The following is a 22,062-nucleotide window of genomic DNA, read 5'->3' as shown; positions in this document are numbered from 1 at the left end:
TGGCGCTAAGCGTATGGGGGGTGAGCGAATAATGTTGGCAAATAACATTTGGCGAAAAGTATATTAAACGCTCTCCGCCAAACGCCATTCGCTTTATCTTACTGATCCCACCACAAACGGGTTGTTCTTGGCACATCAACAGGAACGTTATTGCCGTTTTTACTTCTTTCACCCTGGGTATAATCTAAACGGCGGATGAATGTAGGAAGCGCAGCATTAGCAGGCATACCAAAATCTTTATACTTATAATCGAAACGGCGGGCATCATTCCAGGCTTCGGGATTTAAGTAGGTTGCAATATACTTTTCTTTAAAAATGAGGTCATTGGTTAAAGCAGCAGCTCCAACATTAACTACCGGATTTGCCAGGTAAGCATCACGATTTGCTGGAGTAACCTGAAACTTATCCATATTGGCACTTATACCGGCAAGGTATGCGGCATAAGCCCTGGTTTTGTCGGTATTAAAGTAAGCTTCGGCTTCTATAAATTTTAGTTCAGCAAAGGTAACGATGAATATCGGTGAAGTATCGCTGGTCCAGGGGGAGTTTCTCGAAATATAACATTCATCCTTTGTGGTATTTGCTCCTGGCAATCTGTTCCCTGCACCATTAACGGTTCCGATGTAAACGTTATTCACGGTTTTATCGGTGATCTTTTCTATCCGGGGATCAAAAACGTTAAATGTTGTGCCATTTAAAGCGTCGATCAGTTGTTCAGAAAGCCAGCCTCCCAACGATTGCTGCGAATTTGATAGCGCAACGTTGGCCCATGGATTACGCTCTTTAAAAGTTGCCATACTGGCATCATCTGCATTTGTGGTGAAAGCATTACTGAGTGCTGCCAATACAGCTGTTGGATTATAAGCACTTGTTTTACTAATCTTATTTAATAACCTGGCTTTTAAAGCATAGGCCATTTTTAACCAGTTTGCCCTTTCAGTTGTACTTTTGCCATAAATTAAATCGCTGGTTGGCGCCAGTTTAACGGTTGCATCTGTTTTAGCGAGTTCTGCAATGGCCTCATCTAAAAGTGCTATGGCCTGATTGTAAACATCCTGTTGTTTATCGTACTTCGGCGTCAGGTTATTGATGTTAAAAGCTTCCGAAAATGGAACATCTCCCCACAGGTCGTTCACCAGCGTAAGGTTATAGGCAATAAGCACATCGGCTACGCCTTTATATTCGCTTGAGCTTTGTGCTACCGCCAGTTTTTTCATTTCATTGGCATCGGCCATCGCAAAATAAAGTGCATCCCAGGTGGCCGTAAAATCGATGGCCTGATAAGTATCACCAGCTCCATTGGCTGCCGGATTGGCCGTGTACTGCACGTAAGGGGCAATAATGCTGCCGATGAAGTAATTATTATTTGCTGCTTTATAGGTTGAGGTAGCCAGTAAAGTGCTTAATGTAGCTACTGGTACCTGGTTCGGATTATCAGACAGTGAATCAAAATAACTGTCTTTGCAGCTTTGCAAGCCTAGTGTTGCAATTAAAGCTGAGCACAATGTATATTTTATAATTTTTTGCATCGTATTTCTATTTAAAAACCAACATTAAGCGTGAACATGATTGTACGGGCAGATGGATAGGTAAAACCAGCAGAACCATCGTTATTACTGCCCGAATCGTAAGAACTAGATTCAGGATCTACACCATAGTATTTCGTCCACAACCATAAATTATTTCCGGTAACCGATAGCGAAGCATTTTTGATTGCTTTGGCAGGCAACCAGTTTGCGGGTAAGTTATAGGTTAAACTGGCCGAACGCAAACGTACCCATGAAGCATCGCTTACAAAAGGTTCAGAAACATTACGGTAGTAAATGCGGTAATATCCTTCACCATAATCAACACCATCTGGTCCTATCCGCTGCCCCATATAAACCGGTTTTGTATTTGGCTGACCATTGGCCAGGACGCCATCAAATACCTTCACTGTTCTTCTGTCTGCAGTATAATCCGGTAATCCGAAGGCCGAATAAAAATCTTCCAGCCAGTTGTATTTTTCAAATCCTAAACGGGCATCAAACAATACGTTTAAACTGAAATCCTTGTATTTAAAGGTGTTACCCATGCCGATAATATATTTTGGCTGAGAATTACCCAAAAGTTTCTGCTTTCCGCCCGAAATACTCGGGAAACCGTTTGCGCCGATTAACAATGGAAGGTTTTTATCAAGCACAACCGGGTCTTCAGGCGTGCTTCCATAATAACGGTTAAAATAACTGCCGTAAATATTGCCATAAGGCTGTCCTTTAATTAATTTCATGGTTACCCCGGCGTTGCCATAACCTCTTGCAGCGCCATATACAATTTCCGATATCCCGTTTGGCATGCTCAGCACCATGTTTCTGTTGGCCGAAAAATTAACGTTTACATCCCATCTGAAATCTTTTGATACAATGGGTTTGCCATTTAATACCAGCTCCACTCCCCTGTTCCTGATATCGCCGGCATTGATTGATTTGGTGACGTAACCCACTGCAGAAGAAACCTGTGTCTGGATAATCTGATCTTTGCTTAATGAGTAATAGTAAGTAAAATCGAAACCTAAGCGGTTTTTAAAGAACGACATCTCCAAACCAGCCTCGTAGGTATTGGTAAATTCGGGACGGAGATCGGGGTTACCAAGATTCGGAGCAATGGTTAAACCTCCTGTTCCGGTCGGCAAAGCGGTATAAGGTGTATAACCTGTAAAAGTAGAATATTCGGATGCATCTTTACCGATCCTGGCGTAAGACAAACGCAACTTGGCCTGACTAATGGCAGCAGGCAACTTAAACTGATCGGAGAATACATAACTTAAACTTGCTGAAGGGTAGAAAAATGACCTGCTTGCTTTTGGCAGTGTTGAGGTAATATCGTTTCTTCCGGTAATGGTTAAGAAAAGGTAATTTTTGTAATCAAAAGTCGCTTCTCCGAAATAACCCACCAGTCTTTTTTGTTTAAGCGTTTGCGTTGGGGTTAATACACCGGCATTGGCTAAATTAAAGAAATTGTACACGCCGAGAATACTACCCAAAGTACCTACTTCTTTCGATTTGCGGTCGTAGAGTTCTTGTCCGAGCCTTAACGTTCCGGTAATATCGTCAGTTAGTTTTGTATTAAACGTGGCTACGAAAGTGCTGTTAATGGTTCTGAATTTGGTATTGTATTCGCCATAAAAACCCTGCGCATTATCGTACATGGCTTCAGTAGCATACATTGGTCCGCGGGCGGTACGCACACGGTTATCACCATAGGTATCTACCCCTAAACGATAGGAAAAATTAAGCCATTTAGCAGCATCGTAACTCAGGCTGGCCCCACCAATAAACCGGTTAACATCGCCTTTAAACTTGTTGTTGGCCGTACCCCATATCGGGTTGTTTGTTCCTAAATATTTTTGAGATCCATCTGGATTCTGATAATCGGCCACATCATAACGTGGCGACCAATAGGCCAAACCTTCTCCAAAACGATCAGCACTATACGTATAACCACCCGAATTGGTGAAATTCATATTAACCGATGCTTTAAACTTCGGACTAATGGTGAAATCAGTATTTAACCTTCCGGAAAAATTTTTGTTATCGGTATTGGGCATCATCCCTTTTTGGTAAAGCTGCGAAATGGAAGAGAAAAATTTAATGGCATCACTTCCTCCTGTTACCGACAATGAATTTTTAACCTGCTGGCCGGTACCGAAAGCGCGGTCGTAATTATTGAATAACTGATCAGGGTGTGTTGGATCGATTAATTTTGCTTCGGCAATGGTTGGACCCCAAGCCGGACCTATACCACCTGGCGGATTAGTATAAACACCTAAAACACCCTGGGTATATTCTGTTTGCACATCTGGCGATTTCAAAACCTGATCGAAGCCGTAGCTGCTGTTAAAGTTAACACTAACACCGTTTTGCTTGCCTCTTTTGGTGGTGATGACCACAACGCCATTAGCTCCTCTTAATCCATAAAGTGCGGTAGCGGCACCTCCTTTTAAAATATTGATGGTTTCAATATCTTCGGGATTGATATCTGAAGCCCTGTTGGTTACCCCTCTCGAGCCAAATGCTGTTCCATCAGGATTGGCACCGGCGGTAGAGGTTGAATTATCAATCTGTACTCCATCAATTACGTATAAAGGATCACCTGAAATGTTCGGATCGATGGAGTTAACGCCCCTGATGCGGATGCTTGCCCCCTGCCCCGGACCACCACCAGTACTTGAAATGGTAGCACCTGCAACTTTTCCCTGCAAGGCATTAAGGAGGTTGGGCTGGTGGTTATAGTTTAAATCGCTGCTGCTAACACTTTGCGCGGCATAACCTAATGATTTAACCTGCCTGGTAATACCTAAAGCAGTAGAAATGGTTACTTCCTGTAATTCCTGCGCATCTGAAGCCAGGGCTGCATTAACTGTCGTTTTACTGCCAATGGTAATTTCCTGTGCTTTATATCCGATAAGGCTGATTACAAGCACTGCGGCAGGCGATGGTGCCTGTATTGTAAAATTACCATTTCCATCTGTAGAGGTACCCGTTGTAGTTCCCTTAATTTTTATACTTACTCCGGGCAACGGACCACCATCATCAGAAGAAGTTATTTTTCCTGTTATGGTTTTTACCTGGGCCAAAGTGGTAAGGCCGGTAAGTAAAATGCACAGAAAAACGAGTGAGGTAAAGATTTTTCTCATATCTGGATTATTTAGGGTAAATGATTTGTTAGTTAATTGCAATATAAGTTTTTAAGCACACAAAAACGCATAAAACGCGATAAGCGCAATGAATTTAAAGTATTTTTTACATTACAAATTGCATATCCTGCAAAAACAAGCAAATAACCGCTCCACAAAACCGCATAAAACCACAAATATTATGAATACCTTAAAAAAAGCCGGAATACGACCTTAAAAATTAATAATATGGTATTAAAGGAACAATTTTAGCAATTGTTTTATTAACCTGAAGAAAATTAAAAATAAACTAAGGTGTACTTAGGTGGTTTGGATGATAAAACTTTTGAGGTAAAACCTGAGGCCTGTTAGGTCATTTAAGGCATCATTTACTCAGGAGTTAAACAAAAAAGTCTTTCCGGGTTAGCGGAAAGACTTTTAAAAGATATATATAGATTGGGTTTTTATTGCTGAACGCCGCCCATGCCACCTTGTTGCTGATCTTGTTTGATATCGTCGTTTTTGATTTTTTTCTTCTCTGTAAATTTAAGTTTACCAAAAGAGTAGCTAAAGTTAACACCAAAAGAACGTAACGGATAGTAAATGTTTTGACTCTGAAAAACTGTTCCCGTAGAAGTAATAGAGTTGTTTACGGTTTGGATATGAAGATCTTTTGTAAAAGGGTTCAAGGTATTTATCCCGATAGATCCTTTTTTATTCAGAATATCCTTTTTGAATGAAGCACCATAAAAAATCATCGCATCTGTTTTACCCTGATATGTTCTTCTTGGAGAATTTACCACACCGAATAATTCAAAGTTATATCCTTTACCAAACCCATAAGCAGAACGGGCAAAAATGTTATAGTTAAGGAAAGTACCGGTGCTTACATTGGTTGCGGTATTTGATACCTCATAAGTATTTAAACCGATGTTACTCATTAAAGTCCATTTTGGTTTTGGATTATAAGACCCGAAAACGTTTAAGCCATAAGTTTGTGCCGTACCTACGTTTAAATATGAGGTAAGTGTTTTGTTGGTACTTCCATCTCTGGTAGAAGAAATTGAGCTCTCAATAACCCCGCCAGTGCGACGATAGAAAACTGAGGCATTGATTACCGATCCTTTGATAAAGGTAGAATAACCCAATTCAAAATTATCACTTAATTCAGGGTTCAATTGCGGGTTACCCTGCATGATATTAAACTGATCACTCGTATTTCTGAATGGATTTAAATAAGATTGGCTTGGACGTTGAACCCTTCTGTTATAGCTCAATTTCAATGTAGCATTTCCTTTTAAGGTTCTTGAGATAATTGCACTTGGAAAGAGATTCAGGTAATCGTTTGTTTCTATTCCATTATCCCTGGTATTGAAATCGATTTTTGTGTATTCACCCCTTAAACCTCCTTTAAACTTAATTTTTTTAGTCAGGTCGAAACTAATTACCCCGTATGCCGATGCCACGTTCTGGCTATAATCAAAATCCTGTGCTCCACCATTATCATAAGTACTCGAAATATCGCGGAAAATTCCTTTCACACCAACCTCTAAAATAGTGCTTTTGGTAAATGGATAGGTGTAATCGGTTTGAGCAGTATATTCTTTGTTTTTACCGGTATTCGAACTTGATGTTGCCGCTCCGTTAGGGTATAAGTCTGAAAATAAAATATTGCTAAAGTGCAATGGGGTTTTACCTGTAGAAAGCTGACCTGAAATACTAAATTCTTCACCTTCTTTCTTAGATGTCTTTTTATAATCAACGTTCCAGTCCAGGTTATCGAAAGTCATATCCATATCACTGATATTGTTGGCAGGTGCGCCATTAATAATATAATTGGCTGCCCCCGGACCTCCGTTCGAGAAACTGTTCATCTTTACTGTTGTACTGATGTTGTTATAGGCATTAAAATCGTAATCTGCGCCAAAACTGCCGTTGTAACCTTTACGGCTCCATTTCGAATAACCATCTTGCGATACATTATTAGCCGTAACCGTATTATCAACGGGATCTATCACCGTAGTGTTGTTTACAATAACTACCCTCGAATTTTGTGCATAAGCCAGGTTTGTACCCAGGTTGGCATTTACACTTAAGCGACCTGTTTTTGCCGTGATGTTAAAAGCCCCATTGTTTTGGCGTGTACCTGCTGAAGCATTTACCGTACCACTTACCCCTTGTGCATTCGATTTTTTAGTAATAATATTGATGATACCTCCCGAACCTTCAGCATCATATTTAGCTGACGGACTGGTAATTACCTCTACACTTTTAATCTGCTCTGCAGGGATCATTTTTAAGGCGTCAGAAACGCTGCTTGCCATTGTACCAGAAGGTTTACCGTTAATTAACACACGAACCGCACCACCACGCAGCTGAACGTTTCCATCAACATCTACCGAAAGCATGGGTACTTTACGCATTACATCAGTCGCATCGCCACCGGCGTTTGTTCCATCAGCCTCTGCATTATAAACCATTCTATCAATTTTATTCTCGATAACCGCTTTAGTGCCCTGCACCTGAACATCAGCCAGGGTATTCTCCGAACCCGAAATATAAATGGTTCCGATGTTGTTATCCGGTTTAGACGGTGTTGTAGTAACCAAAACCGTTTTTGTTTTGTAACCCATAAAGCCGATCATCAGTTTATAAGAATCGGGAGCAATATTTAGCAGTGATAATTTTCCTTTTTCGTCGGTTACTCCACCATTTACAGATTTATTATCTTTCACCGTAATTAATGAAACCGTAGCGTAATCAATCGGTTTTTTTGTTACTGAATCAAGTATAGTTGCAGTGATACGTCCGGTAACAGTAATTTTTTTGGCCCCACCACCAAAGCCGCCCGGAAATTGGGCCTGTGCAGTAAAAAATATCCCGAGGGTGAAGGTTAAAAGTAAAAGTTTTTTCATGTTAAGAGTTAGTCTTTTGTAATTAGTCTGCGCAAATTGCATTTTGTTACAATTATACGCTATACTTTTTATTCTAACTCTATATTTTATTCGGTGAATGATATGGTTTTATCGGTAAAAGGAGACATGTAAAATGGAAGATGGATAATGGAAAATGGAAATTCCCCATCATCCGTCTTACATAATACATCTTACATCCCTATCGTGAAATATTATTCGGTCTCGAGTAAACCATCTGCATTACGTTAATATTCCGCATGGCAAAGGCTGCTTCACAATAGTTCAGGTAATAATTCCATTTGCGGATAAAGGTTTCATCAAAGCCCAGTGCTTTCACTTTATCGAGGTTTTTATTAAATTCTATGAACCATAAATGAAGGGTGCGGGCATAATCTAAACCCATATCTTTTAAATCGACCAGGGTTAAATCGCCGGTTTCATTTATGGCTTTGTTCATGGCGGCTACGGAAGGTAAAAGTGACCCCGGGAAGATATGTTTCTGGATCCAGTCTACCCCGTTGCGCAGTTTATCGTACCGGCAATCCGGCGAGGTAATTACCTGAAAAGCAAAAATTCCATCTGGTTTTAAAAGCTCCTGGCATTTTTCGAAATAGGTTTCCAAATACTGGTGACCAACTGCCTCGAGCATTTCAATAGAAACGATCTTATCAAAAGTACCCTCAATTTTACGGTAATCCTTAATGATGACCGAGACTTTACCGGCCAGTCCTTCTGCACGAACCCGCTCCATAGCCAGTTTCTGCTGCTCTTTCGAAATGGTAACCGAAGTAACGTTACAGCCATAATTTTTGGCTAAAAAGATGGCATTTCCGCCCCAGCCACTTCCAATTTCCAGCACATGGTCGGTCGCTTTAATTTTTAACTGCCTGGCCAGACGGTCGTATTTTGCATATTGCGATTCTTCTAAACTTAAATCTTCCGGGTTAAAGTAACCGCTGGAATACGTCATGGTTTTATCTAAAAAAGTAGCAAAGAAATCGTTGTTCAGATCATAATGTTCCGAAATATTTTTCTGCGATCCGGCCAAAGTGTTTGCCCTGCGCACATGATAAATCTTGTTTACCCATTTAAAAATGCCCAACGCAATAGATTTTACCTTGCTACCGGTAACCGAAGGTGCGTTTTCGATATTCAGGATTACCCATTTAATTACATTGGTGATGTTGGTGGTATCCCAAAGGCCCGAAGTATAACCTTCACCAAAGCCGATATCGCCATAAAGGGCAATTGATTTAAAAAAATCAGGGTGGTTAACCTGGATATGCGCTTCAATTTTATGTTCACCGTTTCCAAAAACCAAAGTTTCGCCGTTAGGTAACGAAAGTTCCAGTTTCCCTAAAGTCATTTTGGAAAGTGCGTTAAGCACCACCCTTTCGAAAAAACCCGTTGATGTTCTGGTAGCGGTAAGCGTATTCATAATCTTTGATCTATTTAATTTGTGGTTTATAGGGTTTATATACGTTGCGTTGCAGTTCAGGGTTTTTGGCTTTTGGATGAAATGGTATTTTTTTTAACCAAAGCTTAAAGGCCTGCCAGTGGATCATGCCCATTACCTGCAAGGGAATTAAGGGTATAGAGAAAAAATACCGCAGCAATCCCGCGTTGGTTAAAGGTTTTTTTTCACCCATTAAGGTACTGATAAAAAATAATTTACCGGTCTTATCCAGGTCGTTAATTTTAATATCGAGCGTATTAGCTGGTACTTTTAATTTAAAATCGAATGAATCATCGTGATCGATAAAAGGCGAAACATAAAAATATTTGGTGGTGATTTTTTTAAAGGTGTCGCCGTCCAGCTCATCTTTCCCAAAGAAAAAAAGTTTCATTTCGCGGTAAGTATTGCTGATTTCGGCCACACAACAAACCGGATTTTCTTCCTGATCGAAACAATAATAAAAGGAAACGGGATTAAAATTATAACCCAGAACATTGAGATTGGTAAGCAGTTTGATTTTAAGCTGAGTGCCCTCAACGCCATTTTCTTTTAAATACTCTTCAACATGTTGCCTTGTGTTTTTGCTCTGGTCCGGATTTTCTTTCGGCAACTGAAGGTGCTCAGCATCGCGGAAGGAAAACAGGTTAAATTTATTCCGGCTGAACCAACGGAGCTTTTTAGCAAGCAGATCCAACTCATCCAGATCGATGTAGAACATATACACCCTGTACCAAAAAGAATGTTTTTTGGGTGCCAGGCGATGGTGCATGACCTTAGCGGTGTAGATAGTTGAATTAAATTTCATTGTTATTACAATTTACGATTTTTTAGCGGATTATCTTTCCATCGATTCGTCATCTCGACCGGAACGCAGTGTAGTGGAGAGATCTATCTCGAGACAGATTTAGCTTCGCTGAGCCTTCGGGTTCTTGACTACGTTGCACTCCGCTCGAAATGACGGTAACTTACATTACATCCCCCTACACAAATCCACCGCGCTCTATTCCATGGCCTGTGTCCTCACAGTCCATTTAATTAATATTCGATCTGTGAGGACACAGACCGAGGAAAAATAGTGTAGATGTTTGAGTTAAATTCCATTGTAATTACAATCTACGCTTTTTCTTGTGGATTATCTTTCGATTCGTCATCTCGACCGGAACGTCCCGAATATTCGGGAGAGAGATCTATCTCTAGACAGATTTCTCGACTACGTTGCACTTCGCTCGAAATGACGGTAACTTACATTACAGTCCCCTACACAAATCCACCGCGCTCTTATACGCATCTTCGTGAAAACCATATTTAAAATAACTGCCGCAATAATAAATCGGGCCGGTTTCGTTTAGTTTATGCAACTGCTCCTGTGCCTGCATGGCCGGAACATCGAATAAAGGATGATGATAATCGATTTCTTTAATAATCTTTTCCGGATTTAATGTATCCGTAGGGTTAATGGAGACAAAATAATTCTGCTTTTTAGAAACGCCCTGCAAACTGTTCATCCAGTAAATGGTGCTTGGCAATAACTTATCGCCCTTTTTCTCTACACGGTAATTCCAGCTGCTCCAGGCCAGTCTGGTTTCCGGCATCTGCTTTTCGTCGGTGTGCACCACAGCTTTATTTAACTGGTATTTAAATTTAGAAAGCAACTCGGTTTCTAAAGCGGTTTTATCTTTTACGATTTCGAAAGTCTGGTCGGCATGACTGGCCATAATTACTTTATCGAATTCGAACTTTTCACCTTTTTGATTTTCCACTTCAACTTTACCGTTTTCCAAACGCCTTATCGAAACAATTTTATTGTTGATTTTGATCCTGTCGCGGAATGGCGCGATCAGTTTTTCGCGGTAAGCCTGACTTCCATTCTGCAGCGTGTACCATTGATGCTGGGTATCGAGGCCCAAAAAACCGTGGTTTTTAAAAAAACGGATCAGGGTAACGGCCGGGAAATCCAGAATTTGTTCCATCGGGGCACTCCAAACGGCAGCACTCATTGGGATGAGGTATTGCCAGAGCATATCATCACTGTAACCAAATTCCTTAAAAAATCTGCCAATCGAGTAATCCTGATATTCAGGTTTATCCAAAATCTCTACACTTTGCTTATTGAAGCGGTTAATCTGCATCAACATTTTTAAATAAGAAACATTGAACAAATTTTTTCGCTGTGCAAAAAGGTGGTTTAAGCTTGAGCCACTGTACTCTAATTTTTCAGGCAAAAACTGCACACTGAAAGACATGTCGGTTTTAATTACCGGGGCATTAATTTCAGCAAACATTTCTGTTAAATTTGGATAGGTTTGATAGTTAAAAACCATAAAACCACTATCCAGATAAATGGGCTTTCCATCTTCTTCAAGCGTAATGGTATTGGTATGACCACCGATGTAACCGAGCTCTTCGAAAAGGGTAATATCGTATTTATGCTGCAATTTATGGGCACAACCCATGCCTGCTATTCCGGAGCCGATAATGGCGAGTGTCTGCATGATGTAAGATGATAATGTAAAATGGAAAACGTAATATGGATGATGGAAAAGGTAATATAAATGAAGGATGGAAAATGGACGATGTAAGATGAATGACGGGCATATCGCTGCCTCCATTACACATCTTACATCCTTACCTTTTACATTATTTGTTTTTTTCGAACAAATAATGGCACACCATCCATTCGTTTCCTTTATTGTAATTAAACAGCTCGGCGCATGACATGTAGAATAACCTCCAGTACACCCACCATTTTACAGCCTGATCTTTACCGTAAGTGCGTTCTAAAATGGGCATAATTTCTTTTTTATGTTTGTCCATATTGCTTAACCAGGCTTCGGAAGTTTTGCCATAATTGGTTCCATTTACCACCCAGTGTTTATCAATTTTCAGGTCATCATTAAAGTAGAAAAATAAATGGTTCGAAGGCATAATCCCTCCGGTAAAAAAGTATTTGCTCATCCAATCGGTTTCATCAATCACCTCAAATTTGTAAGCCAGGGTTTTATGGGTAAATATGTGCACGAAAAGTTTTCCATCAGGTTTCATAAAAGAAGCCACCTTATTGAGCAGAAATTTATAATTGCGCATGTGCTCAAACATTTCTACCGAAACCACACGATCGAAAGTATCAGCGATGGTAAAAGTGTTCATATCGGCAGTTAAAACTGTTAAATTCTGGATTCCGCGTTGTTTTGCCGTTTCATCGATAAAGATTTTTTGGGTTGCAGAATTAGATACCACGGTAAAAGTACTTTCCGGAAATTTAGCCGACATATACAAAGAAAGCGATCCCCAGCCGCAGCCGAGTTCCAAAACATTCTGGCCGTTCTGTAAATCTGCCCTTTTGCAGGTTAAAGCTAGCATATCATCTTCAGAAGTATCGATATCTTTAACGCCAGGTTTCCAGTAACCGCTGCTGTATTTTAAGTTTTTGCCCAAACAATATTGAAAAAATTCGGTAGGCAACTCATAGTGCTGCTCATTGGCATCGGCTGTGTTTACGGCAATTGGCGATTGTTTCAGTTCTGTAACCAGATCCATAAATTTTTCCTGCTGCAACTCTTCATCGCCCAATGTTTCATCGTCAAGGCGCTGTTTACATAATTTTCTGATGCCGATACGCAAAGCGGTATCCGGAAGTTTGTCGTTTTCTAAAAGTTTATCGTACCACATTTTTAAGCTTGGAGTTTGATGGTCGGAAGTCCGAAGTCGGATGTCCGGTGTTATTATTTTATACGCAAAACGCCTAATGGCGGATTGGTTGATGTTAATTTTACTTGTTCGGATTTGCCAGCCGCCCTAAACTTCGGTCTTTCGGACCTCCGTCTTCCGACTATTTTTTCTTCCACAGAAAAAAGGCGCTTGTTGTTTCCTGGTATTTCTTGTAAGCTACAGGTTTACTCCGCAGATTTTGCTCCTCATTATTTGGAACGCCGGTAACTTTTGCTAATAAATATAAAATAATGGCGGGACTAATGATGGCCAGAATACCCCATGGAGAAGCCAGCGCGAAAATAAAATACCCCATCCAGGTTAACCACTCAAAAAAGTAATTGGGGTGGCGGCTGTAGTACCATAATCCGGTATCGCAAACCTTGCCTTTATTGAGGGGATCTTTTTTAAAGGCAGCAAGCTGTCGGTCGGCAATCATTTCTCCGAAAAAAGCGATTGCCCATACTAAAGCACCAATAAATTCTAAAACAGAAATTCCCTGCGATTGATTTGCCGTGATGATAAAAAACGGAACGGCAAGGATAACATTGGAAATCGCCTGAAACTGAAAAAACACAAAAAAGTTTCGGTCAGCTTTATCGTCCCATTCTTTACGGAGCTGTTGGTATCTTCCTTCTTCTTCATCCAAATGACCTATTACCCTTTGCCAAAGATGAATACCTAATCGCAATTCGGCCAGTAAAAACATGCCACAGATTAATATTTTTCGGGGATCATAACCGTCTGACAAAAAAAAAGTAATCAGCGTAATCACGGGAAAGTTCAGTGCCCAGAAAACATCTACCACGCCAGCGTTTTTTATTTTCTTAGCCCAAAGCCAAACCATGGCCATAATAAAACAGCAGGCAATTAGCGAAATGAGTGCGATGAATAGTAGATGTTTGTAATCCATAAAAGGTTTAAGGTTTAGGGCATAAGGTTTAAGGAAATGCATTTTACTTTAGGTTTTTACCTTCAGCCTTATACCTTTGCCTTCTACCTTTTTACCAGCAATTCTCTAACACCTTCGCCATCTTTTAGTTTGAATAAATGCACTAAAACATAAGCCAGGGTTGCTATGCTTCCTAAACATACGAACAAAACGGCAATAGAGATTTTAAGAATAATGCTTTTTTCTTTATAGAACATCCAAAGGGTAATAATGAAGATGTTAGCATAAAAATCCCATAAGGTGGCACGCATCCATGGGATGCTGCCCAGAAAATCCCATTGTTCGAACAAATTGCTTTCTAATGAGGTACTTATTACTTTATAGCACATAAAAACGAGCAGTGCAGAGAAAACGATTTTGAGGAAATTGATCATCAAATGATTGAATTTTAAAACAGATTGGAGTATATACGGTAAGATAAGCAAAAAAGATTTTACTGTAAGGTCTGAATTATTCTTCAACTCCACTCCTATGATAAACGCGGGCAATTTTCCTTGTTTTCTGTACATCAGTGGCAAAAAGAAGTAGTGTTTTTTTGAAAAGCAGGGCCTGGTTTTTATCGGTTACGATAGTCCTGCCATTCGCTTCAATCTTTTTGTGGTGCTGTTGTGCGCTGGTTCAGGCGTCTGTTTTATAGGGAACAGATGCTTCGTGCCTCAGCATGACAGCATATTAATGGTAGTGCGATCAAAAAGGATTTTAGCTGCTGTCAGGTTTAGAGAACACAAAACAGTATAAGGAAGGAAAAAGAAACAACCAAAATTTTGTTAATGGTCTGTGGGGACACAGCCCAGGGCGATAAAAAACAAATAGATTTCTCCACTGCGGTCGAAATGAAGAGCGCGGGGCAAATCTGTGTTTTCAGTGCATTCGTGGCTAATAAGTTCCCCGAACAATTAATCAATTAGGAAAACTTGATGGTCTGTGGGGACACAGACCATGGTACACAAAAAAGTATGAAACAAATTAGATTTCTCCACTGCGGTCGAAACGACGATCGCGGGGTAAATCTGTGTTTTCAGTGCATCCGTGGCTAATAAGTTCCCTAACAATCAATTAGGAGAACTTGATGGTCTGTGGGGACACAGACCATGGACTATGGGACACAGACCATGGTACACAAACCATGGCTTTGAGCTTAGTTTTTAAGCTTAACCCTCCTCTTAAACCTTCCTGATTTTAATAATCTTCATCCAGTGCAAAACTTTCATTACCGGATAGGTTGGATCAAATTCCCACCATTTAGTGGCAAAATTTGGGCTATTGGGTTTTTTGTGGTGGTTGTTCTGGAAAAGTTCTCCCATTAATAAGAAATCCCAGGGTAAGGAATTTTTACTGTGGTCGTCGTTATCATGGTTAGAGTAACCGTATTTATGCCCGCACCAGTTTACAATTGCACCATGCAGTGGTCCCATTAAAAAGTGGATCGGCAATAAGATAAACAGCCACCAATGGTTGGCAAAAGCAATATAAAAACCGATGTAAAATAAACCACATGCAATTCTCCAGGCCCACGAATTGCCAATTTTATCTACAATAGGCCATTCTGGATAATTACCCTGAAAAGCAGGTTCTGGCTGTATTTTAAACTGCAGGTAATTCATGTACATGTTCTTCGTAGCAATCATCATCCCGAAAACATCCTTAAAAAAATGTGGCGAATGCGGATCTTTTTCTGTGTCGCTGTATGCATGGTGCATCCGGTGCAAAATGGCGTAAGCCCTTGGATTTAAAAATGATGAACCTTGCGAGATCAGCAATACCAGGTAGAAAAACCGTTCCCAAAAAAGCTCCATTTTAAACATCTTGTGCGATGAGTAACGGTGAAGGAAAAAGGTTTGACTAAACAGGGATAAAAACCAATGACAAAGAAAAAAAATGAAGATGATCATGTATGATGTGTATGCTTTATAAACGTAGTTTGAGGGCGTTTAGTTTTCCAGCGTATAGAAAAACTGCTTTTGTTTAAGCGTTTAAACTAAGAGAATCCTGTTCCAATGCGATAGAACAGGATCTTATGTGTATATTTTATTATCTGCCGAAATCGTCCTGAACGCGAACAATATCGCTTTCATCTGATGGGTTCGAAGCATCGGTATGTTGCCAGATTTCTGCCACAACTCCCCAGTCTTCTAAACCGATTAAACGGTGACGTTCGCCCTGTTGTAATTTGATCTGATCTTTTGGAGCATATTTTTTCACTTCACCTTCTTCGTCGGTCTGGCTGGTTTTAATACCAACAGTACCGGTTACTACTTGCCATATTTCGGCCCTGCGGTGGTGATATTGCCACGAAAGACGTGTGTTTGGAGCAACGATTAAAATTTTCGGACTTAATTTACCACCAATTTTAAGGTCTTCTACATTTAATCCATCAAAATAAGTATCGGCAAATTGTTGTGCCTGCGCTTCATCTATCACAAAGAAACCACCCCATGGACGGGTTTCATCGCGGTTTACTACATTAAAACCTTCAATTTTTAAACGTTGTGCTACGCTTTCGAATATTTCTTTTTTGTCGTTTGTCATTGATAATTATTTGTTTTCTAATGATTGTCGAGGTTTACAGGCATAAAATATGGCCTGTATGGTTCTATAATTGCCGCAAAAATAAGCCTAATAAATTAAAAAAGGCCTTTCGTACCTTTTATTTTTTTGAGCAGGCGCCAACTGCATAGGTAAAAACCATTCATACGCCTGTTAAATGCTGTAAAATTGATGATAAAATCGATTTATTAATCATGATATCAGCCTTTGCTTTAGTATGTTTGAAGAAACATAACACCTGCACTAATGATGATCCGGAAACTCAGTATCTGCATTTTATTATCTTTAATCTTCATGCAAAAAACCTCTGCCAAAGTGTACCGTATTGGCTCAGAGCAGGAGTTTAGGGCCATTCAATCCATACTGATGCCGGGAGATAAGGTTATGATTAAAAATGGAAATTATACAGATTGGTCTGTAAATATTAACAATAAAGGAACTTCGCTAAAGCCTATCATGATACAGGCAGAAAAACCAGGTATGGTTACTTTTTCAGGTAATGTTACCAAACCGATATTCAGCATTTCCGGAGCATATGTTTTTATTCAAGGAATTAACTTTAAAGATTGTGTGTTAACTAAAACTGGTGTACTTATCGAACTTAGTATCAGTAATAATTGCCGAATATCGGACTGCAGTTTTTCTTCAAACCAGGTTAAAACTCAGTTTACACCCCTGGTCATTATTTCAGGGAATGGTAGCAATAACATAGTTGAGGGTTGTAATTTTATTTCGAACGTAGATAATCAGGATGTGCAGGTTAAAATAACCAAAGATGCCTGCCCGAAATTTACACTGATTGAAAACAACATTTTCAGGGATAAAAACAAAGTAAGCTGGCCAAATGCGAATGGTGGCGAATGTGTGCAGGTTGGACAGGATCCGGTATTGCTGGGCAATCAAAAACCAGAAACTACGGTCCGCAAAAACAGGTTTATCCATTGCAATGGCGAAAATGAAGTGATCAGCAATAAAAGCAGCGAAAACAAATACCTGAACAATTATTTCAAAGATAACGATGGCGAACTGGTGATGCGTGGCGGCCACGATTGCGTAATTGCGGATAATACTTTTAAAGGAGGTACAGGCGGTATCCGCGTAAATGGCACCGGCCATCAGATCATTAATAATAAAATTGATGGCATTGCAACAGCCATCAGGTTAATGTATGGCATGGCGAAAGGAAAAGATGAAATTGGTTTTTATATTGCTGCAAGTGATTGTATAATAAAAAACAACACAATTTCAAACGCCACAACAGGAATTTTGATCGGCGATAGTAAGGATGCAAACTGGACTGGGAAATTTGATACGAAAAGATATCCTTCGCCGGTAATGCAAAATGTAGCTCCTTTTAATAATACGATTGGAGGTAATGGTTTTAAAAATGTTAAGGATAAGGTGGTAGAAAAATAAGTCGTCATTTCTGGTATTTTATTGAAATTAATGTGAATGACAGATGAGTTTACACCCTCAAAAAATAACGTCATTTCGAGCGGGGTGCAATGCAGCCGAGAACCCGAAGGCTCAGCGAAGCTAAATCTATCCCGAGATAGATTTCTCCTGCCTGTACGGGCAGGCATTCCACTGCGTTCCAGTCGAAATGACGGTTACTCTTTTAAAACAGATCGTTTTTATAATTAGTTGATCTTATTTACCACAAGATCATCAAAATAAATGTAACTGGTTTGGCTTGAGCCCCATACGGCTACATCTTTTCCGCCTCTAAAATTATGGAACGATAACCTGTTGATTAAACGTTGTGCATCGTTGGTTGTCCAGCGGATTGATTGATCCAATACCGTTGTACCGTTGATGATTACCTGTACCCAACCGTTTTTGCTCGATCCGGTGTTGCTTTTTACATAAAGGTGAACAGTATAGGTATCGCCCTTAACCAGGCTGCCTGATGAAGGATACGATTTACCAAAGGTATCGCCACAAGGGCCGGCCATATCTCTGTGGTACACATAAGGCTGAAAGAATACGCGGCTACCGGTATTGTACCACATAAGGCGCAAACTTCCGCCATTACCATCGCTGGCAATATCGCATCCGGTATTTCCTTCACCAATCAGGAAGCCGAAACCAACTTTTCCACCCCTGCTCCAATCAAACTGACTATGGAAACGGACTTTAAAAGTAGCTTCGTAAGCAGAACCATCTGAAATATCGGCACCAGCAATTAAACCATTCGATACTGAATTGGGCGCCAAAGTAGCCCTGGCCCAGTTACCCGAAATATAGGCCCTGCTTTCGTTCCAGCCGGTTAAACTGGCACCACCAAAATCGGCACTGGCTTCGCCATAAGTATAAGCACCATCGGCATGGTTAAATCCGGTATTAATGTTACTTGGATAAACTGCTGCGGCGGCTGCAGCGGGATTGGCAGAGGCCAGCTTCTCCGGAGAATTAATACTGCCTGGGGTTGGCTCTTCTGTTTTATCTTTCTCACAGCCATAAAAACTTAGAGAAAGTACAAGCAATAGGGATGCAATAAAATGCATCGGGTTCATTTTTAGGTTCATGTAATTTTTTTTAGATTTAAATTTGGTTAGTGTTTTTGCTAAGTGTAACTCCTATCCTGGATAGTTTATTACGGAATTTTTAATGTTTTTTTTATCTTTTTGGTTAGTGATTTATCTGATATACTAACTTAAATAAAAATGTAAACCCAAAAAGACGAAGCCCATCTTAAAAACAGAAAAACCCATTCCTGTTGTTGTTACAACGATTGAAATAATGATCGCTTTAAGGCATACGCTACAGCATTAAAACCCTTTTTAACAGTCAATTATGCTGTTTGGTGGATTTTCAGGTTACAGTTTACAATTACCTTTTTATAATCTTTGGCATCAATATCGCCGTGAATGAGTTTAACCAATAAAGCAACAGCCTGCTCGCCCAGCGATTCGGGATTTTCTTCTATTGAAGCAATTGGAGGCGAACTGAGGTAGGCAATAATCGGATCGTTACCAAAGCCAATACATTCGAGTTTTTTAAGTTCGGGATGTGCTATAGACCTAAGGAATTTTATGGTATCAAAAAGCAGTTTTTCTTTAAAAGCAACCAATGCTGTCGGACCGTTTTCGGGATCACTGAACAGGTTTTTAATGGCTGTAAGTGTATTTGCATCGTCGAAATCGGTATAAGCTACATGATTGGCATTAAAAGGTATATCGTTATCCTTTAGGGCATTGATATAACCCGAAAAGCGATCGTGACTAAAATTAACCATTTTTGGTCCGCCAAGGTAGGCCACTTTTTTATGCCCCCTATTGATGAGGTATTCGGTTGCCATATAACAGCCCTGGTGTGTATTCCCTAAAACTTTATGGCAGTTGAGGTTAAAACTAGGATTCCGGGTATAGTAAACCACGGGGATCCCGATTTTCTCGAACTGGTCTAAATGTGCAAAATCCGATGTCTGTTTCGAAATGGCCACAATCAGTCCATCTACCCGCGAACCTAACAGTGTAGCCGCAGCATTTACTTCCATTTCAAAATTATCATGCGATTGACTGATGATGATATTGTAACCATTGGCCGTTGCCAGCTGCTCCATACCATAAATACTACGGGTAAAAAAATGGTCGGAAAGATTGGGCAAAATGATGCCAATAATCCTTGATTTACGATCCCTGAGTCTTAATGCCGAAATATCAGGCGTAAAATTTAACCGTGCAGCCAGCTCTTTTACCCTGAGTTTTGTACTCTCTTTTATCCGCGGGTAATCTTTTAATGATTTGGAAACGGTAGAAATGGATAGTTTGAGTTCTTTGGCAATCAGTTTTAATGTAACAGGTTTATTTTCCATAGGTACGGGATATTTGGCGTTACAAAAGTGTGGGGCGGGTAGTGTTTGAAGTTTGGTATCTTATAACTTACTAAAAGTTAAGAACAAGGGGTTAGCGTTTATAAAGACGCTCCCCCCTTAACAAGTAATAATTATTGAATTTTATCAAGTGCCGGCACATTATTTTCGTAACCGGTATATCCCTTATTCTGATTGATACGGCCGCCTGTATTAAAACGCTGTGCCGCTGCCGGAACAGGCCAGAGTACATGATAAGGAGAAATTTTAAAGTTTACCCCCATTATGGTTGGCACTTTATTGCGGTAAAAATCGTTCTTTTCAATAATCCTGTCGTAAAAGAAATTATTGTCAGAAAAAGAGGCCAGGTTATAGGTTTTCCCATTGTATGCTGGCTTTCCGGTCATGGCAAATATGTAAGCAATACGGGTAAGCTCAGTTTTGCGTGGCTCTTCGTAATAAAGCTCTCTTGCCCTTTCATCCAATATTGTTCCGATGGTAATTGCTGATGCATCGGTTAATAATGCGGCATTTGCCCTCGAACGTACCTGGTTTAAATCGGCCATGGCCAAAGCCAAATTGCCTTTCCAATAGTATGCTTCGGCCCTTAGCAGGTAAGTTTCGGCCAAACGGAAGATGTACCAGTCGGTATTGGTGCCTCTTGGTGGCGTCCAGTATTTATCAACGGCCAGTGCATTGGTAGAATTAATAAATGTTTTGTAATGTGGCCAGCCAAAGAAATGACGGATGGTATCCAATCCCTTATTTAAAAACATATTATTTACGTTGGCAGGTGTTACATCAACCAATGGCTTGCCATATAATGCCTTTTCTGTTGCATTGGCAGAGGTTTTAAGTGCCGGGTTGTTATAAACCAGATCGGTCATGTTCATCCACATACCAGGTGCATGGCGGTAATCGGTATTATCTGTCCAGATGTTTTTAGTGCTGTAAGCCGTGCCACGATAACGTCCAATTCCCCTGCCGTACATTAACGTTAAGGGAATTTCTACATTTACGCCATCAACAATGGCCTGGGTAGCTCCTGATGGTGTTTTTAAATTGGCAAAGTGCCATGCCGGAACACAATTACGCATTACCTGCGAGCCGAGGTCGGTAGCGCCCTGCAAGGTTTCCCTGTCAATGGTTAAAAACAGGGCTTCGCGGTTAGCTGCAATGGCCTTATTATCCATTCGGTGCAGGTCCCACACCACATTTTTGGTGGCGTCGTTGGCGGTACTTCCAAAACGGTTCCGCATTAAACTATAGGTACCGCTATTGATTACGTTATTGGCAGAGGTAATGGCTGCATCAAAATCTCCTAAAGCCAGGTTAATCTTTGTAAGTAAGTGGCTGCAGGCACCTTTGGTTACATCGCCACGGTCTACACCATCTTTTAACCATTTTTCGGCAAACAAAAGATCTTCCTGCATTTTTTTCAATATCACCTCGCGCCTGGTCGAATAGTAATCCAGCTTTGGTGCGGTAATGTCTTTTAAATTTAAGGGCACATCGCCAAACTGATGTACCAAACGGTAATAGTAATAAGCGCGGTAAAAATAGGCTGCACTAAGGATGGCATTTTTTTCGGCTTCATCTTTATAGGTTACATTATCGATATAGGTAATTACAGTATTGGCCATCCGTACGCCTCTGAAACCTTCGGTCCAGTAAAACCCGATCCTGTTAAAATCCGGGTTATCCAAATTGGCATCCGGCGTTACCCTGGTATCCATATCCTGTGCCTGCGTACTTTTATCGGTTGTTCCATCTACTGCTACTTCCGAAAAGATAGATTCGGTAACAATGGGTGCCATATCGCCGGTAAACTCTTTACGCACATTGGCTCCAATCCCTGCAATGGCCGCTTTCATCGCAGCAACACTCGTTAAAGCGGTTTGAGGCTCCAGCTTTGATAGTAATTCTGAATCGAGATTCGATTTTTTACATCCATTTGCTGATAAAAGCACAGCGAGGGCTACAAACGGAATTATTTTTTTATATGTGATATTCATC

The 22,062-nt window shown here is 40.4% G+C and carries 15 protein-coding genes; 1 reads left to right on the top strand and 14 read right to left on the bottom strand.

Translation table 11 applies throughout. From position 1 onward, the window contains the following. Window positions 1-98: 98 nt before the first annotated feature. The 11 genes from ABD769_RS01340 to ABD769_RS01290 form a co-directional block, all read right to left on the bottom strand. Window positions 99-1,529, bottom strand: a complete 1,431-nt coding sequence (locus tag ABD769_RS01340; protein ID WP_344848699.1) for a SusD/RagB family nutrient-binding outer membrane lipoprotein — start codon at window positions 1,527-1,529, stop codon at window positions 99-101. Window positions 1,530-1,540: 11 nt separating this feature from the next. Further along, window positions 1,541-4,675, bottom strand: coding sequence for a SusC/RagA family TonB-linked outer membrane protein (locus tag ABD769_RS01335; RefSeq protein WP_344848696.1), 3,135 nt, complete (start codon window positions 4,673-4,675; stop codon window positions 1,541-1,543). 443 nt (window positions 4,676-5,118) lie between these two features. Then, complete coding sequence (locus ABD769_RS01330; RefSeq protein ID WP_344848694.1) at window positions 5,119-7,569, bottom strand: TonB-dependent receptor; 2,451 nt, start codon at window positions 7,567-7,569, stop codon at window positions 5,119-5,121. A 199-nt stretch (window positions 7,570-7,768) separates the two neighbouring features. Further along, complete coding sequence (locus ABD769_RS01325; protein ID WP_344848692.1) at window positions 7,769-9,007, bottom strand: class I SAM-dependent methyltransferase; 1,239 nt, start codon at window positions 9,005-9,007, stop codon at window positions 7,769-7,771. Between the two features lie 10 nt (window positions 9,008-9,017). Beyond that, complete coding sequence (locus ABD769_RS01320; RefSeq protein WP_344848691.1) at window positions 9,018-9,830, bottom strand: DUF1365 domain-containing protein; 813 nt, start codon at window positions 9,828-9,830, stop codon at window positions 9,018-9,020. A gap of 442 nt (window positions 9,831-10,272) precedes the next feature. Then, on the bottom strand, window positions 10,273-11,517 hold the full coding sequence (locus tag ABD769_RS01315) for an NAD(P)/FAD-dependent oxidoreductase (RefSeq protein WP_344848689.1): 1,245 nt from the start codon (window positions 11,515-11,517) through the stop codon (window positions 10,273-10,275). Between the two features lie 145 nt (window positions 11,518-11,662). Next, entirely contained in the window at window positions 11,663-12,694 is a 1,032-nt protein-coding gene (locus tag ABD769_RS01310) for an SAM-dependent methyltransferase (RefSeq protein WP_344848688.1), read from the bottom strand. A gap of 160 nt (window positions 12,695-12,854) precedes the next feature. Beyond that, entirely contained in the window at window positions 12,855-13,688 is an 834-nt protein-coding gene (locus ABD769_RS01305) for a DUF1295 domain-containing protein (RefSeq protein ID WP_344848686.1), read from the bottom strand. Between the two features lie 41 nt (window positions 13,689-13,729). Next, window positions 13,730-14,059: a DUF1475 family protein gene (locus tag ABD769_RS01300; RefSeq protein ID WP_344848684.1), complete on the bottom strand. Its 330-nt coding sequence runs from the start codon at window positions 14,057-14,059 to the stop codon at window positions 13,730-13,732. Between the two features lie 789 nt (window positions 14,060-14,848). Next, complete coding sequence (locus ABD769_RS01295; protein ID WP_344848683.1) at window positions 14,849-15,577, bottom strand: acyl-CoA desaturase; 729 nt, start codon at window positions 15,575-15,577, stop codon at window positions 14,849-14,851. A 139-nt stretch (window positions 15,578-15,716) separates the two neighbouring features. Next, on the bottom strand, window positions 15,717-16,214 hold the full coding sequence (locus tag ABD769_RS01290; RefSeq protein ID WP_025142534.1) for a cupin domain-containing protein: 498 nt from the start codon (window positions 16,212-16,214) through the stop codon (window positions 15,717-15,719). A 312-nt stretch (window positions 16,215-16,526) separates the two neighbouring features. Here ABD769_RS01290 and ABD769_RS01285 point away from each other — a divergent pair, with 312 nt between their 5' ends. Beyond that, complete coding sequence (locus tag ABD769_RS01285) at window positions 16,527-17,648, top strand: chondroitinase-B domain-containing protein (protein ID WP_344848672.1); 1,122 nt, start codon at window positions 16,527-16,529, stop codon at window positions 17,646-17,648. Window positions 17,649-17,872: 224 nt separating this feature from the next. On the opposite strand, the gene ABD769_RS01280 is transcribed toward ABD769_RS01285, so the two are convergent. The 3 genes from ABD769_RS01280 to ABD769_RS01270 form a co-directional block, all read right to left on the bottom strand. Next, window positions 17,873-18,760 (bottom strand): polysaccharide lyase, encoded by an 888-nt coding sequence (locus ABD769_RS01280; RefSeq protein ID WP_344848669.1) that lies wholly within the window; start codon window positions 18,758-18,760, stop codon window positions 17,873-17,875. Window positions 18,761-19,026: 266 nt separating this feature from the next. After that, entirely contained in the window at window positions 19,027-20,049 is a 1,023-nt protein-coding gene (locus tag ABD769_RS01275; RefSeq protein WP_344848666.1) for a LacI family DNA-binding transcriptional regulator, read from the bottom strand. Window positions 20,050-20,180: 131 nt separating this feature from the next. Next, window positions 20,181-22,061, bottom strand: a complete 1,881-nt coding sequence (locus tag ABD769_RS01270) for a RagB/SusD family nutrient uptake outer membrane protein (RefSeq protein WP_344848663.1) — start codon at window positions 22,059-22,061, stop codon at window positions 20,181-20,183. Window position 22,062 lies beyond the last annotated feature (1 nt).

Source organism: Pedobacter jeongneungensis, assembly GCF_039538295.1.
Classification (GTDB): domain Bacteria; phylum Bacteroidota; class Bacteroidia; order Sphingobacteriales; family Sphingobacteriaceae; genus Pedobacter; species Pedobacter jeongneungensis.
The sequence above is the reverse complement of the archived record's forward strand: the minus strand, read 5'-3'. Positions and strand labels throughout refer to the sequence as shown.